This window comes from Erwinia sp. JUb26 (genome assembly GCF_003751505.1).
In the GTDB taxonomy this organism is placed as follows: domain Bacteria; phylum Pseudomonadota; class Gammaproteobacteria; order Enterobacterales; family Enterobacteriaceae; genus Erwinia.
Genome location: NZ_RJVB01000006.1, coordinates 177079 through 191956 on the forward strand (window position 1 = coordinate 177079; position 14878 = coordinate 191956).

Sequence of the window (14878 nt, forward strand, 5' to 3'; positions counted from 1 at the left end):
AAATCAGATAAGCGAGTGATTGCTTTACTATTCAATCACCCGCTAAAATTTTAGGAACGAAGAATATTTAGAATTTCATTAGTTTTATTTTTCATTAGAACTGAATCGGACCTTGATTCGACATTCAAACGAACAACAGGCTCAGTATTGGAACTACGGAGATTGAAGCGCCAGTCTGCATACTCAACGCTGATCCCATCGGTGTAATCAACATTGATAGCATCGCCCTGGTACTTTTCGAGTACGCGAGCGATCGCTTCTTTTGGAGCTTCTAATGAGCTATTGATTTCGCCGGATGCCGGGTAAGCCGCCATGCGGTCACCAACCAGTTCACTAAGAGTTTTGCCTTTCACGCAAAGCAGTTCGGCAACCAGCAGCCATGGGATCATACCGCTGTCGCAGTAAGCAAAATCACGGAAGTAGTGATGCGCGCTCATTTCACCGCCGTAGACGGCATCTTCCAGACGCATACGCTCTTTAATAAACGCGTGGCCGGTTTTAGACATGACAGGTACACCTCCCGCTTTTTCTACGATGTCTACCGTGTTCCAGCTCAGGCGAGGATCGTGAATGATGCGCGATCCCGGGTTTTTCTCCAGGAATGCCGCGGCCAGCAGACCAACGATATAGTAGCCTTCAATAAAGTTGCCCTGATTATCAAACAGGAAGCAGCGGTCGAAGTCACCGTCAAAGGCGATGCCCATATCAGCCTGATGCGCAACAACGGCATCCGTCGTGTCCTGGCGGCACTCTGGCAGCAGTGGATTAGGAATACCGTTAGGGAAGTTACCGTCTGGAGTATGGTGAACCTTAATGAACTCGACATTAACACCCGCCTGCTTAAAGCGAGCTTCCACTGCATCCACAACGTGGCCCGCAGCGCCATTACCTGAGTTCAGAACCAGCTTCAACGGGCGGTTGAAGTTGTTTAAATCAACGTAGCTAAGCAGTTTGTCTACGTACGCGTCCAGAATGGAAAGCTGCTTGTAAGAACCGCGTTTGCTTTCATCAACTGCAGGGAAGTCGTTAGCTTCGGCAAGTTTTTGAATGTCACGCAGGCCGGTATCACCGCTGATTGGCTTAGATGCTTCGCGTACCAGTTTCATGCCGTTATAGTCTAACGGGTTATGGCTGGCGGTGACTTCAATGCCACCATCAACTTTCAGGTATGAGGTTGCGAAGTAGATCTCTTCGGTACCGGCCAGGCCGATATCGATGACGTCAGTCCCGGCATCCTGTAAGCCTTTGGCCAGGGCTAACTTAAGACCTTCACTGGTCAGGCGAACATCGCCGCCAAGGACCATTCGTTTTGGCTTCAGGTATTCACCGTAGGCACGACCAATGCGGTAGGCAATATCTTCATTAAGCTCTACGCCTAATTTTCCGCGAATATCGTAAGCTTTAAAGCAGGTTAATTCACCAGGCATAGTATTTCCCTAAATTTAGCAATAACCATAATGGTCTTTTAACCGAATAATATCGTCTTCACCGAGGTAAGAACCAGATGAAATCTCCAGTAGTTCAAGAGGAATTTTACCAGGGTTTTCAAGCATATGTACAGAGCCGATTGGAATGAAGGTTGACTGGTTTTCAGTTAACAGATAGGTTTTATCTTCAAGCGTTACCTCTGCTGTTCCTGACAGGACCACCCAATGTTCTGCACGGTGTAAATGCTTCTGCAAAGAGAACTTACCGCCAGGCTTCACCGTCACGCGATTAATTTGATAGCGTGGGGTGTCAACAACTTTATCCTGCCGACCCCATGGACGATAGGATTCACGATGTAATTTATACTCACGACGGTTATTCTTTTTCAGATACTCAACTACTCTTTTAACATCCTGAACCTGAGATTTATCAATAACTAATAAAGCATCTTTAGTATTAACGATAACCAGGTTCTCTACGCCAATTGCCGCAACTAAGGTATCATCAGTATTGATGTAGCAATTGGAGGTATTATGTATGAAAACATCACCTGTTAATGCATTACCATTGCTGTCCTGCGCGTTAACTTCCCAGAGCGCTGACCATGAGCCAACATCATTCCATCCGGCATCCAATGGAATCACTACCGCATCATTTGTTTTTTCCATTACCGCATAGTCTACAGATTCATCAGGACACGTAGAAAATGCATCGCGGTTTACTCGAATAAAATCCTGCACAGCGTCAATTTTAACTTCGGCAATTGCATGCTGACAGGCTTCCAAAATATCTGGTCTGAAAACACTCAACTCCTGTAAATACCGCTTTGCACTGAATAAAAACATACCACTATTCCAGTAGTACTCACCGCTTTCCAGATACTGCTGCGCGGTTTTTATATCAGGTTTTTCTACAAAACGCTCAACGCCAAATGCAGTGTTACCAAATGAATCGCCACGTTGAATGTATCCGTAGCCCGTTTCAGGCCCTGTGGGTACGATACCGAAAGTTACAAGCTTCCCTTGCTCAGCAAGTGGGATAGCTGTATTAACTGCATGGTGAAAAGCATGAATATCTGCAATAAGATGATCAGCAGCAAGAACTAACAATAAAGGATCTTCACCATTCGCTGTTGCACTCAAAGCAGCCAGTGCTATTGCAGGCGCAGTATTACGCCCAACTGGCTCCAGAATTATATTATTAGATAAGTGACCAATTTGACGTAATTGTTCTGCGGCAAGGAAACGATGTTGTTCATTGCAAATTAACATAGGTGAAAAAGTATCTAACCCAGTTAATCTGACAACTGTTTCCTGCAACATAGAGTTGTCGCCATTAAGCCGTAGAAACTGTTTAGGGTATAATTCTCGAGACATTGGCCATAATCTACTCCCTGTGCCACCCGCCATGATAACTGGAAGAATCATTAATTAAATCCCATGTTAATTCGTTACTTAAAGTTGAACGTAAAATAAATTAATCGGAAGCTGATTTAGTTAGATATTTCAGCTTTAAGATAATTGGTTAATTTTTCCCTTTCTGGGTATTTCATTTCCAGAGAACCAGATTTAAATTCCTTTGCATTTCGTATGGAATCGCAAAAATCATCATAATCATTCGCAACGAAAACGGTATCTAGTTCTGAAAACCTATTAGCAGAATCGATCTGATGGTCGTTCCTGTGCTCATTAAGAGAACTTAATCGTGGCAAGATAACAATTGGTTTTGCTAATTCCAAAGAAGAAATGATATTACCCATCCCTGCATGAGAGACTATCAATTCGGCTCTTTCAAAAATCGAGGAAAATTCCTGCACAGATATAAACCCAAGAACTTTAATATTCTCAGGAAGTGCCACATCAACAGAACTGCCAGATTGAATGATGATTTCTGTTTTATTAAAATCGATCTCATTTGACCATCTAATGATGAATTCCACTAATCTCTGAAAAGGCAACTGGGTGCCTACGCTGCAAAAAATCATCAAATAACTCTCCCTTTGTACTGGATCTTGTTACCGTCAGCTAAATGGGGCCACTGTGTCAAAACCACGGAACAAAATCGAAGAGCCATTTTTCCAGATAAGGACAAACGTTCTGTATTCGCAATACTGTCTATCCAAATAGTTTTACCACCACGCAACTTAACAAAAAACAAAGCAACAATACCAGGCGCGGCTCCTGTTGAAATGGCAATATCCGGTTTTTTTGCAAGTATATATTTTAAAATCGTAAAAGCACCGGAGACAGTCTTTATTATTTTGTCTTTATTGAAGTCTGGCAATCTATCTATGTTAATAGAATTAAAACTATCAACATTTGAACACGTACCAATCAAAGGATGAAATTCGTTAAAATCGAGTTCCTTCATAATCTTTGTCATTTGAACCCAATGCCCACCACTCGAGCATACAAATAAAACTTTTTTCATACTCCCTCCGCGCAAAAATGAAATCACTAAATCATTTTTTCTCTAACTCTTTGTGCCTGATTAAACCATCTCTCCGTTCGTGATTCTTTTAGAATACGAGTTTTATTCTCGAGATTCGCAATATCATTGAGTGCATTTACACACCCGCTTGATATAGATTCAGAGTCTAACGAGTCTACGAATATAGCCGCTTCACCGAACAAATTCTTGAGCGTCGTGGTATCTGACAATACCATTGGCTTTTCGGCACTAAGTGCTTCGTTTGAAACACTTAACTGAACATTGTCACGTGTAGTTAAACCAAGAATAACGCCACTTGACCAGAATAACTCATCAAATTTCTCTTTTGATAAATAGCCAGTGAACTTAACATTAGCTGGAGCACCTTGTACAACACTTTTCTCAATCTTCCCTTCATACTTTCCAGTAATATATACTTCGACTTCAGGCATGAGCTTCGCAGCGTTTAACACTACATCTAAAGGTTCATCTATATCAAACGAGCAAGGAAATAGGACCGATTTTCCATTAACCTCAATGTCAACGCTTTTCTCATATGAAAAAGGCATATCTTCCAGAACACGAATTACATGTGAAGAGATTCCCTTGAGCAGCAGTTCGGAACGAACTTGTTCATTATGAACAATCAAAACATCAAGTTTATTCAAAAATTTCTTTACGCCAATGATGTTAAACCACTTTGGTCTCATTGCACTATTATGGAAATCCCCAATTAGAACGACTTTCTTTTTTGACAGCATTTTATACAAGGCGCCTATGAAGATCATAAATGTTGGCGGCAGTTGCATCCATAAATAGTCAGGTTTTTCTTTTCGAAGTGCCAGAATGGTTTGGTATATTTTATAAATATAATCAAATGGTTTCAGGACTTTTCCTTTAAAATTCGAAGTTATGTATATATCCTTATAACCCCAGAACTCTTTCATTATATCAGCTCGCCTTTGGTAACGAACCCAAGCAATCATTATTGAAGACATTTACACCTCAATTATATTCCAAACCACACCGGAAATGCAGCTTTATAGACTATGTTATTGTTTCTCTTCTTAATGAACCTTGCAGGATTTCCACCCCAAACTTCATATTCTGGAATGCTCTTAGTTACAACGCTACCCGGATAAACTACCGCCCCTTTACCTATAATCACACCAGGCATGATTAACACATTCGGAAACAACCATGCGTTGTCAAATATTTCCACACTTCGTGATACTAAACTTGCCATAGGATCATCAACATCATGACCCATTGTATAAATTTTTACATCGTGAGAAATATTGACATTACTATGAATATATAATCCACCTCTATTATCTAAATAACATCCGTAGTTTATAGTAGTATTACTGCCTACTTTCATTTTACCTACGTCAAACAACCTAACTTTTCTATGAATTGTAGAAGCACTACCGACATTTACTTTCAATAAAGACTTTAAAAATAACCTACGTAGGCTAAAAAAAAATGAAAAGGAAATGATGGTGTTTGAGGAAGATATATATAGTTTTTTCAGGTTTAACTTAAACAATTTAATCATCGCTGCATCTCATTTCTGGTGAAATGTTTTTCGAAATCATTACATTTTTAAAATCAATATATTGATCAGTTCTGGGGGCAAAGGAAGAATTATTCCCTCCGAAAAAAGTAGAAAAAAGCAGCCCATTAATCAAAAGATTTTCATTATTCCTGAAAACAACGTTAGCTAATTCTGCAACTTTTTCACCTCCGATCCACAGCCGTATTTTTCCGTCTGTATGGTTCGGCGAATTTAATTGCACTAACATTGTTACTTTAGTCCACTGTCCTCGACTAAACGTCCATGTATTCTTAGCAAGGCCAGTTCCCCATTTTTTTGATGAGGGCAGATATGCATAGATCTGCCCTTTTCCATCTTTCGTCCAGAGAATGCGAACACTGAATCCATCTGAGCCGTTGGGTATTTTCCCCCCGGTATTCCCCTCGCCACCAAATAATCCCGGGAGTTTACCACCTTTCACAAAATCAAAATCGCTCGGAAATCTGACGTAGTATTGAACAATAGAGCAACTTTCCTTATATAACCCACCTGGCTTGTACCGGAAATTCATCCCTCCATATTGCAAAGAACGTTTTTGCATGGACATTGGATCATATGAACCAGCAGGGAATTTAACTCTAAAACTGTTCGTACCATCGCCTAACTCTCTGAAATTTCTGATCCCTTGGAAATTTTGAATTTTGGAACTGATAGGCCCTTCTCTCTCTAATGAGTTAATATTAACTTCGTCTGCTTTAACAGAGTTAACGGTTAGAAGAGAAAATACGGCGAAAAAAAAAATCTATTTTCAGACGTTATTCTTAAGCCAGCTAGTAAAATGTTCGATTGCATTCGTCACCTTAACCTTATTCATTTCAATATCTTTTTGAAGGTTGTTACGTAATACTTCCTTTGTTTCTCTGAATAGCGCTAAATTTTCTATAAAGCATTCTGGTTTCATTTCATTAATAAGAATATTACCATCTGAAATCATTCCATGAACCTTGATCAGTTTATTTTCTATTGCCACGGCAATCGTAGGAACACCAAGTGAAGCAGGTAAAAGAACCCCATGTGCTCTTGAGCTAATTATCACTTCACTATTGTTAATAAATTCATTCATGAACTCTGGGATGGTGTGTAATTTCGGATCCCAAATCAACCATTCAAATCGTGAATTATCGGCTAATAGTTGAGCCTCTCGTTCTTTGTACAGCGAAACAAATCTAACTTTTTCACCTTTTTCAATAAGATACTCACCAAACTTAATCATCTCTGCAATGCAATTCTGCCCATTTGCATCGTGTGGCCAGTCGCGTAGGACAAGTGAAACATAACCGTCCTCACTATAGTAAGGTTTTGCAACTTCTTCTGGATACCAAATGTTGGATAAAAGACTTGGGTCAGTAAATTCTACTGCATTTTTATAACCCAACATTTCACAAAATGCTTTACTTTTATCGTCACGAACGGAAATATAGTCACATTTATTAATAATATGTTTGGCTCGCTCGAAACTTTTTCCTTTATTATCGAATGGCCCCAAACCAATGCAGAAAGCACTCATTTTTTTATAGAAGAAAATTTTATCAATAGCCCCTTTGTAAGAGACATAAACACGTTCTACGGCAGAAAATATATTTTCTTGCGCTTTTAACGCTTTTTTGAATTTTGCAAAGAAACCGATTTTTATTCCTGGAGGTGGATTGAATGAGAAAAACTGACCGCCTCCACCAAAAACGACGACTTCAGCTGAAATAGGTTTTTTAATATGAACCCAATCTACTTTAGGATTGAATTTTTTTGCTAACTCTGGATGTTCCACACCAACTGAGATATGTTCATCTTTAACAACTTTCTTAACAATATTGATAACACTAATCATTAAAACATCGTCACCAATATTGCCAGGAGCATATGCCCCACGAATATATACTTTATTTTTTTTCATTTTACCCTACTGGTTTGATTTGAAAAGCTTGAAAGAGAGGAACAAAGTTACAACCAACAAAATTGGAAGGCTGATTATTCGAATAATTCCATTGTCAATATAAAGTCTGATCAGCAATGCGATTATTGGTGCGATTGATATTAACAAGACTTTAAAATTTAATATTAACTTATAATCAATTATCTTCCTTTTTATAAAGTAAGGCGTTGTGACCAAAAAATGAAGTAGCTGAGAGAAAAATAAAGCACCAGTAATACCTATTGCTCCATATTTTTTTGAACACAAAGCAAAAACAACAAATATTGTTGCCCAAGAGATATTACTTATCACACTAAACCAGGATAAATTCAAGATAACTATTTTTCTTGCTATACCACTTTTAAAGGACGTAAGGATCGCACCAAACAAAACAAAGGAAATACATAAACTAAATTGTATTGCGTTATCAAAATGGCCGTAGATTCTGATAAATACATCAGAGAATAGAAGAATTGGTATCGTACATATAACTGTAAAGATCCAGCTTGAATAGAAGTTTATTTTTTCAAGTTGACTATTCTTTTCATTCTTTTTAGATGCGAGTAATGGGATGAGCACAGTTCCAAGAACAACAGATGCTTGTGTAAATATTGCGCTCCACTGCATAGATGCCGAAAACATTGCCAACTGTTGTAAACCATCAACCAGTGCTGATAATAACTTATTTGAGAACCATGTTACAGGGGCAACAATTAAGCCAGTTAGTAAGATAGGAAGACCAACATGGGTAATAACGCTCGTTTCTGTGAAGCAATTTTTAAATATTATCTTGACATTTTTTTCTTTAATGCATCTAAAGATAAATAAAACACTAACTATAACTGCGATTGCTTGTGATGATATAAAACTATAAATTGCGCCATCGAAACCATAATCCTTCGTCATTACGAATGCTAAAGCAACAGTTACAATAGATATGATTGCATTGATTATAGCATTTATCCTAAACTTCCCTAATCCAGAAAACACACCCTGAATCCATCCGAGCAGTACTGTTAGCACAATAATATAGACGGTGGTTTTAACGTACTGGGATAATTCCTCATGGAGTAACAGATATTTAGCAAAACTACTGGCATAAATTGAGGAAAATACCACAATAACTAATGCAAAAAACAACGAAAAAAGCAGAGTAATAGCTATACCCCTACTCACTTTTACTACATCCGTTTTAAGGAATTCTGCAATATGTTTTGACGTTGCCGTTGTGATAGATTGTGCGACTACGTTAGCCAGCATAATTACCACACTTTGGATGATTGCAAATTTTCCAAAATTTTCGACACCAAGCAATCGCGAAATAATAATACCGACAACAACTAGCGAAACTTTGTTTGAAAATGTTGCTATCATGCTCCATGTCGAATCTTTTAATAACCGAGATATCAGAGACCCTTTTATTAAATTCATAATCACATATTCTCTAACTAATTATTTCAGAATTTTTTCTGTTTAATATTTGTATCATAGCCGAGCCAACTATTAACCCAAGAGAATATGGATGATAGGGCACTGCAGAAACGAAATACATAATCGTACAAAATACAGCAAATGCTATCTTTGTTTTCTTATCCAGATTATTTACTACTGATTTAGTGAACACATAGATGAAAAATAGTCCGAACACACCGTATTTCACATACATCGTTAAATACAGACTATCTACTGATACGTTTTCTGAGTCTAATCCACGATATGCAAACCACGGAATATCAAAATAAGTGCCTGCACCATAACCGAACAAATAGTTAAAACCTGTCATATTGTTTATCAATGTAATGGCTGGTGAGAATCTGTTCGAGATTTGGAATAACAACACATCGAGTGATAGCCCGCTGGTTACACGACTGGCACCTACGTAGCTGCTTACTCCCAAGAAAAGCCCAACGACAATCAAAGAAGCAAAGGAATAGAAGAATATCTTTTTCAAATCTTTCGCATTAGAAATTATCACGCCAAAAAGAATAGCGAGGATCATAAATCTTGAGTTACCGACAAACACACAAACTATGGCGGCAAAAAAACAGATTCTAGCCCATTTTGGTTGTTGCTCGCGTATAGTTCCCGATAATAAGTAATAAATCATATACAAAGCGGCTACATATGTTGAACCATCCAGATACCTGTATGCGTTATCTTCGTAGTATTCATCTTTGTATACTGAGAGTCCCAATTTTGGAGGTAATAAATGCACAAGGCTGAACAAAAACATAATCGTTAGAATTTGTAATATCATTCTCTTATTAGAAAAAAATGACTCTCTCATCACCGACATCAAAACCAATGCCGTGGTTATCATGATCAGAGGCCTTAAATCTTTTAATAAAAACTTATTGAGATGGTTCCCGAATATTAAACTCGCAATAATGTATAATATATAAATAAACAAACCAAAAATTACAACATAAGGAACCGCAGGTTTTAAACCTCCAATCCTCATTGATTTCAACACATAAACAAATAATACACCAAATAGATAAAAATCAAAAAAATACACCCCTTGCTTAGATATGAAATCCGCATAGGAGTTACCTGTGGGTACAATAGCAATTAACAGTACAAAAAATATTAACGATTTCTTTGCTGAAAAAAGCGAGTAGATACCAATAAACAAGGCAATTACAGATGATAATATAAATAGCATCTTTTTCCTTATCTCATCTAAGATGTTAATATCAACATTACAATTATTTTTTATAGTTTATATCATCAATCACTGAAAAAAGGCTCTTCCCTTTCGGGAAGAGCAATACTTTAATCTTTGGTTGAATAGTCATATTCATAGTGATTGTAGCCGTAGCCATAGTAGCTACCTGCTTTTTTAACCACACCATTCAAAATGCATCCTTTAACTACAACGCCACCTTGTTCGAAGCGTCGATAGCTGACCTCTATTTCTTTAGGCGTATTTTCTTCAAATCTCGCAACAATAAGAGTAGTACCAGCATATCTTCCGATGGTAGCTGCATCAGTTACAGCCAAAATTGGCGGAGTATCAACAATAACAATATCGTAATTTTCTGAAGCAAACTTCAGGAGCGCTTCAAAACGAGATGTCATTAGTAGCTCTGCAGGATTTGGAGGGATTGCTCCACGGGTTATATAGTCAAAACCAGATGATTCAACTTTTCGTATACCTTTTACAAAACTGTCTTCACCCGACAAAAGTTCTGATAATCCGAAATCATTCTTGTCATCGAACATTTTATGAGCATAACCTTTCCTCATATCAGCATCGATAAACAATACCTTCTTATCTGCTTGTGAAATCACTGATGCCAAGTTTGAACTGATAAATGTTTTACCGGCGTTTGGGCTAGCACCTGAAATCATTAATATATTATTTTTCGCACCAATCATCGCAAAATGCAGGCTTGTGCGAAGGCTACGGAGCGTTTCAATAACAATATCGGTTGGGTTATGGGCCGCCAACAATCCAAATTTATCTTTATTCTTAGAACTAAGTTTCTCGTTCTGTTTCTTAACTAACCAATCTGAAACCGGAACATTTGCATAAACGCTAATTCCCATTTCTTCCAGTTGCTCTGGAGACTCAATTCCACGACGAAGAAATACTTTCATTAGTACGCCACTAACAGCAACGATCATACCAAACATTGTCACGGCAAGAACAATCAATATTTTTTGCGGCTTTATAGGTTTTGGATTTGCAATAGCTGAATCAACGATCCGAACATTTCCTATCGCACTGGATTTAGCAATACTTAGCTCTTGCTGACGGTTTAATAACTGCATATAAACTGCACGACCTGATTCTACATCACGACTTAATCGAATAACTTCCTGTTGTGTCGACGGCATAGCAGAAACTTTCTTATTTAAGTTTATACGTTCCTTATTTAAGGTCTCTTGTTTTTCAAGTAATGCTTTATATGTTGGATGCTCTTTAGTGAATAGCTGCGAAATTTCCGCTTCGCGGAAGGTAAGCTCATTTAATTGATTTTCAACGTTAACGATCTGATCTAAAACACTTTTCGCTTCCAGCGAAAGGTCTACAGAATCTTTTTGACGTCGGTATGAGTTCAGTTTATCTTCAGAATTATCTAAATCAGTTCTTACTTTTGGCAATTGCTGATTAAGGAAATCAAGACTCTTGGCATCTTGCGCAGCTTGTCTTTCAATATTCTGCTCAAGATAATTTTCACTGATATTTTTTAGGATTTTTGTCGTTAATACAGGATCATCACCAGTCAGCGTTAAAGTAAGCATACCAGTATCCTTACCTTGCTCGTCAACTGAAAATGCTTTTAGTAGGGCGGTAATAGCCTCAAGTTTTGTTTGATAGGTAATATCAAACTCATCACCAACCTCTGCATTAATACTATCGATTTTTATCGAAATACTATCCTTAGTAATTTTCTCACCAACCATTCCCTCAATCAAAGTGTCACCAACCGTTAATCTATATTTGGTATTGCTAATGACCGTTAAAGTAATATCAGGATCTACACCTGGTGTTGTTGTTGGTAAATAAAAATGGCTTACTTCAACTTTACCTTGAGCTTTACCCGTTAGGCGATCCCAGCCGCGTCCAATAACAGGAAAAGACTTCTCTTCAATAATAGTCTGAAGGTTAAGGTCATCGACCGTTTTTCCCAAGACCATCCTTGACTGGAGCAGTACAATTTCTGGAGCTGATTGCGGTTGTACATTTGGCAAAACTTGGCTGAGGCTACTCAATATTGAGTTGCCTTGGTTTTGTTCAACCTGAATCAAGGAGTTAGCTTGATAAATTGGAGTCGCCAGCAACGCATAAATTACTGATAAAGCGGCGAAGATTAATGTTACAAAAACAATCAACTTTCGATGATCTATCAACTCGCCAATGAATCTGCCTAGATCAAGTTCGTTAGACTCAGGAGGAGACGGTTTGTTAGTTATTGCTGATGACATGCACTTTATTCCTGAAAGATTAAACGTTAAGCTTTTCTACCCAGCTATCACAAGCTTGGTCGATTAACTGATATACGTATTCAAAAGCTTCTAAACTTTTTCTATAAGGATCTGGTATTTCCATTTCATTTAGCCAATAACCCAACAGCATAGTTTTTCCGCGTGCTTGTGGATAAATCTGGCTAATTTTCTCAATATGACCTTTATCCATAACTAAAATAAGGTCATATTTCATTGCCAACTTCGCGGTAAACTTCTGCCCTGAATGACCATCAAGAGACAGATTGTGTTTTTGGGAAACGGCTATTGCAGAATCATCGGCAGGATGCTCAACTAAGGCGCCTGTCCCTGCCGACTCAATTACTTTATTTGGAAGTTTAATTTTTAGTAGGCGCTCAGCTATCGGAGAGCGGCATATATTACCCGTGCACACAACTAAAATTGAATTAAACATGATTAGTTCCAATTTCTGATATAACGAACAGCTTCAGTCATATCATGTACGCCGGTGATAGTAGGCACCAGTTGAGATACAACTCTATTCCAACGAACGATCGGTGCGGTAGTCACGTAGACGATATCGTAAGGCTGCAGCTGGAACTCAGTGCCCAGCACCATGGCCGATGCATCTTTGGCATTCAGCTGGTAGATATTGGCAATCTTACCGTTTTTATCACCCTTAAGCTGGCGTACCACAAACACACCCTGAGCATCGCCCATAACCTGCGAAATACCTTCCGAGTTACCCAGTGCCTCGGCCAGCGTCATACCGCTGCGATCCATTTTCAGGGTCGACTGTTTGCCCACTTCGCCCATCACAAAGACTTTCAAATCGTCGTTGCGCGGCACGTAAAGAATGTCGCCCGGGAACAGCATTTTGTTCTGGGTCAGGTCGCCCTTCTGCATCAGCGCATACAGGGAAAGTTTAGATTCCTGACCGTTGTGGGTCAGCACCACGTTGCGCCAGTCGGCATCCGGGGCCAGGCCACCCGCCGCATTGATGGCGTCCATTACGGTTAGCGGGATATTGGTAATCGCCTGCTGGCCAGATTTAATCACTTCGCCGGTCACATAGGCTTTCTGCGAACGGAACGCCGCAATGCTCACATCCACCTGCGGGCTTTCAATATAGGTGGTCAGGCGATTGCTGATTTCCTGGCGGATTTGCACCAGAGTCTTACCTACTACCTGCACCTTACCAATATAAGGATAGAAAATGGTGCCGTCGGCGTTAACCCAGTTGCCGGTATCGCTGGCGCTGCGGTACTGACCGGCCGGGGTGGTCAGTTCAGGGTGATCCCATACGGTCACCATCAGCACGTCGCCCACGCCGATGCGGTATTCATAGTTGCTCAGCAAAGAGTCTAACTGTGGGTTAGGACGGGAGATCACCGCTTCCGGGCGCAGCTTGTCGATGAGATTTGGCGTCATCGGGAACACGTTAACCATTTTGCTTACGTCAAAGTCGCTATCCTGGGACTGGATCACATCCTTATCGTAGGTGCTAAGCCCCTGCCCCGGCATTACGGTACAACCACTCAATAACCCAATTGCTGCTGCAACCACCGAAAGTTTCAAATATTTCTTCGTCATAAGTTCATATCATCAATGAATAAGAGAGTTATCTGTCAGTGTCCGTTTTAGGGTGCAATTACTAACAGTCGTCATTTTTATCTGCTGCCATCAGCAGCAATAAATAGCCTGAGCTTAGAAGGTGAATGCTCTATCGGGTCTCTTTACCAACCATAGCTAAAACGTTATGAAAAGTTACCGTGATGTGTCGCGCCCATCCTGGTGTGGCATCACGCCTGCTGGCGCGGTTAAGCAAGGGGTGTAAAGGTGAAACAAACGGTGCTGCTGTTGCTGTCATAGGCTTAGATTTCCCCCTGTGCATCCCCCAGGATGCGGCGTGAATTCTGCACAGTGCCGAAAAACCGGCGGCTGTTGCTGATAATACTGGTCTTTTGCAGTACCAAAACGTGCGGTTTTAAGTATGACAATACTACTTCACGCCCGATAATGAGGCCACTTATAACCACAATTTTTCGCTAAAAATTATCTTTGGTTTCAGGCTGCAAGAGTAAAAGCTCTGAAAACATCTCCGGCAGACCATAACTATTTCGCGTGCTAAGTGTTGCGGCCGGGAAATGCGGTCATTCCCGGGGTAAAGCGAGGAGTTTAATTAAACTTTTTGTAGGGTACTGCGCTTGGGCTTAACCACGAATCTTATATGGGATTAGCCCGTATTCTGAGGTGTAAAATGAACGGCACTGAAACAACCAAAGGATAAAAGCCTTTTGATTCAGGTAGATGCTTTGATTTATAACTATTTTCACTTCTTTCATGAGTAACGCAGTTCAGTTCGCTTCGCTAAGAATCAAATATAGCAAGTACAATCCGCCGGAATAAATCTGAATTATTTTGCGCACTTTCCAATTATCAACTATAAACTTTCAGGTATACGAAAATCAGATGACACTATGATTAAATTTGCGGTAGCGGTGTAAAAACGAGCGGGCAATGTGATTAAAAAATATCACCCGTCCAGGCAGGCTACCGCCCCTGGCTCAACAGCTACC

Annotated in this window: 13 protein-coding genes; all 13 read right to left on the minus strand. The window is 39.5% G+C overall.

The window, feature by feature from the left end; genetic code table 11:
- Positions 1 to 50: 50 nt before the first annotated feature.
- Positions 51 to 1427 (minus strand): phosphomannomutase CpsG, encoded by a 1377-nt coding sequence (cpsG, locus tag EC836_RS16360; protein ID WP_123335001.1) that lies wholly within the window; start codon positions 1425 to 1427, stop codon positions 51 to 53.
- Positions 1428 to 1442: 15 nt separating this feature from the next.
- A complete protein-coding gene (locus EC836_RS16365) occupies positions 1443 to 2855 on the minus strand; it encodes a mannose-1-phosphate guanylyltransferase/mannose-6-phosphate isomerase (RefSeq protein WP_123335003.1) in 1413 nt (470 codons plus the stop codon).
- Between the two features lie 65 nt (positions 2856 to 2920).
- Positions 2921 to 3412 carry a glycosyltransferase gene (locus tag EC836_RS16370; protein ID WP_123335005.1) on the minus strand — a complete coding sequence of 164 codons (492 nt, stop codon included), beginning with the start codon at positions 3410 to 3412 and terminating at the stop codon, positions 2921 to 2923.
- A complete protein-coding gene (locus EC836_RS16375; protein WP_123335006.1) occupies positions 3412 to 3858 on the minus strand; it encodes a polysaccharide biosynthesis protein in 447 nt (148 codons plus the stop codon). Before EC836_RS16375 ends, EC836_RS16370 begins: the two co-directional genes overlap by 1 nt.
- Positions 3859 to 3884: 26 nt before the next feature.
- On the minus strand, positions 3885 to 4856 hold the full coding sequence (locus EC836_RS16380; protein ID WP_123335008.1) for a glycosyltransferase: 972 nt from the start codon (positions 4854 to 4856) through the stop codon (positions 3885 to 3887).
- A gap of 11 nt (positions 4857 to 4867) precedes the next feature.
- A complete protein-coding gene (locus EC836_RS16385; protein WP_199735201.1) occupies positions 4868 to 5416 on the minus strand; it encodes an acyltransferase in 549 nt (182 codons plus the stop codon).
- Positions 5409 to 6197, minus strand: coding sequence for a polysaccharide lyase (locus EC836_RS24645; RefSeq protein WP_370348084.1), 789 nt, complete (start codon positions 6195 to 6197; stop codon positions 5409 to 5411). Before EC836_RS24645 ends, EC836_RS16385 begins: the two co-directional genes overlap by 8 nt.
- A 6-nt stretch (positions 6198 to 6203) precedes the next feature.
- A complete protein-coding gene (locus EC836_RS16390; RefSeq protein ID WP_123335010.1) occupies positions 6204 to 7346 on the minus strand; it encodes a polysaccharide pyruvyl transferase family protein in 1143 nt (380 codons plus the stop codon).
- Positions 7347 to 7352: 6 nt separating this feature from the next.
- Positions 7353 to 8795 carry an oligosaccharide flippase family protein gene (locus EC836_RS16395; protein WP_123335012.1) on the minus strand — a complete coding sequence of 481 codons (1443 nt, stop codon included), beginning with the start codon at positions 8793 to 8795 and terminating at the stop codon, positions 7353 to 7355.
- A 13-nt stretch (positions 8796 to 8808) separates the two neighbouring features.
- Positions 8809 to 10029 carry a DUF6369 family protein gene (locus EC836_RS16400; RefSeq protein WP_123335014.1) on the minus strand — a complete coding sequence of 407 codons (1221 nt, stop codon included), beginning with the start codon at positions 10027 to 10029 and terminating at the stop codon, positions 8809 to 8811.
- A gap of 110 nt (positions 10030 to 10139) precedes the next feature.
- Positions 10140 to 12299 carry a polysaccharide biosynthesis tyrosine autokinase gene (locus EC836_RS16405; protein ID WP_123335016.1) on the minus strand — a complete coding sequence of 720 codons (2160 nt, stop codon included), beginning with the start codon at positions 12297 to 12299 and terminating at the stop codon, positions 10140 to 10142.
- A 19-nt stretch (positions 12300 to 12318) separates the two neighbouring features.
- Positions 12319 to 12753, minus strand: coding sequence for a protein tyrosine phosphatase (locus tag EC836_RS16410; RefSeq protein ID WP_304466147.1), 435 nt, complete (start codon positions 12751 to 12753; stop codon positions 12319 to 12321).
- 2 nt (positions 12754 to 12755) lie between these two features.
- Positions 12756 to 13892, minus strand: a complete 1137-nt coding sequence (locus EC836_RS16415; RefSeq protein WP_123335018.1) for a polysaccharide export protein — start codon at positions 13890 to 13892, stop codon at positions 12756 to 12758.
- Positions 13893 to 14878 lie beyond the last annotated feature (986 nt).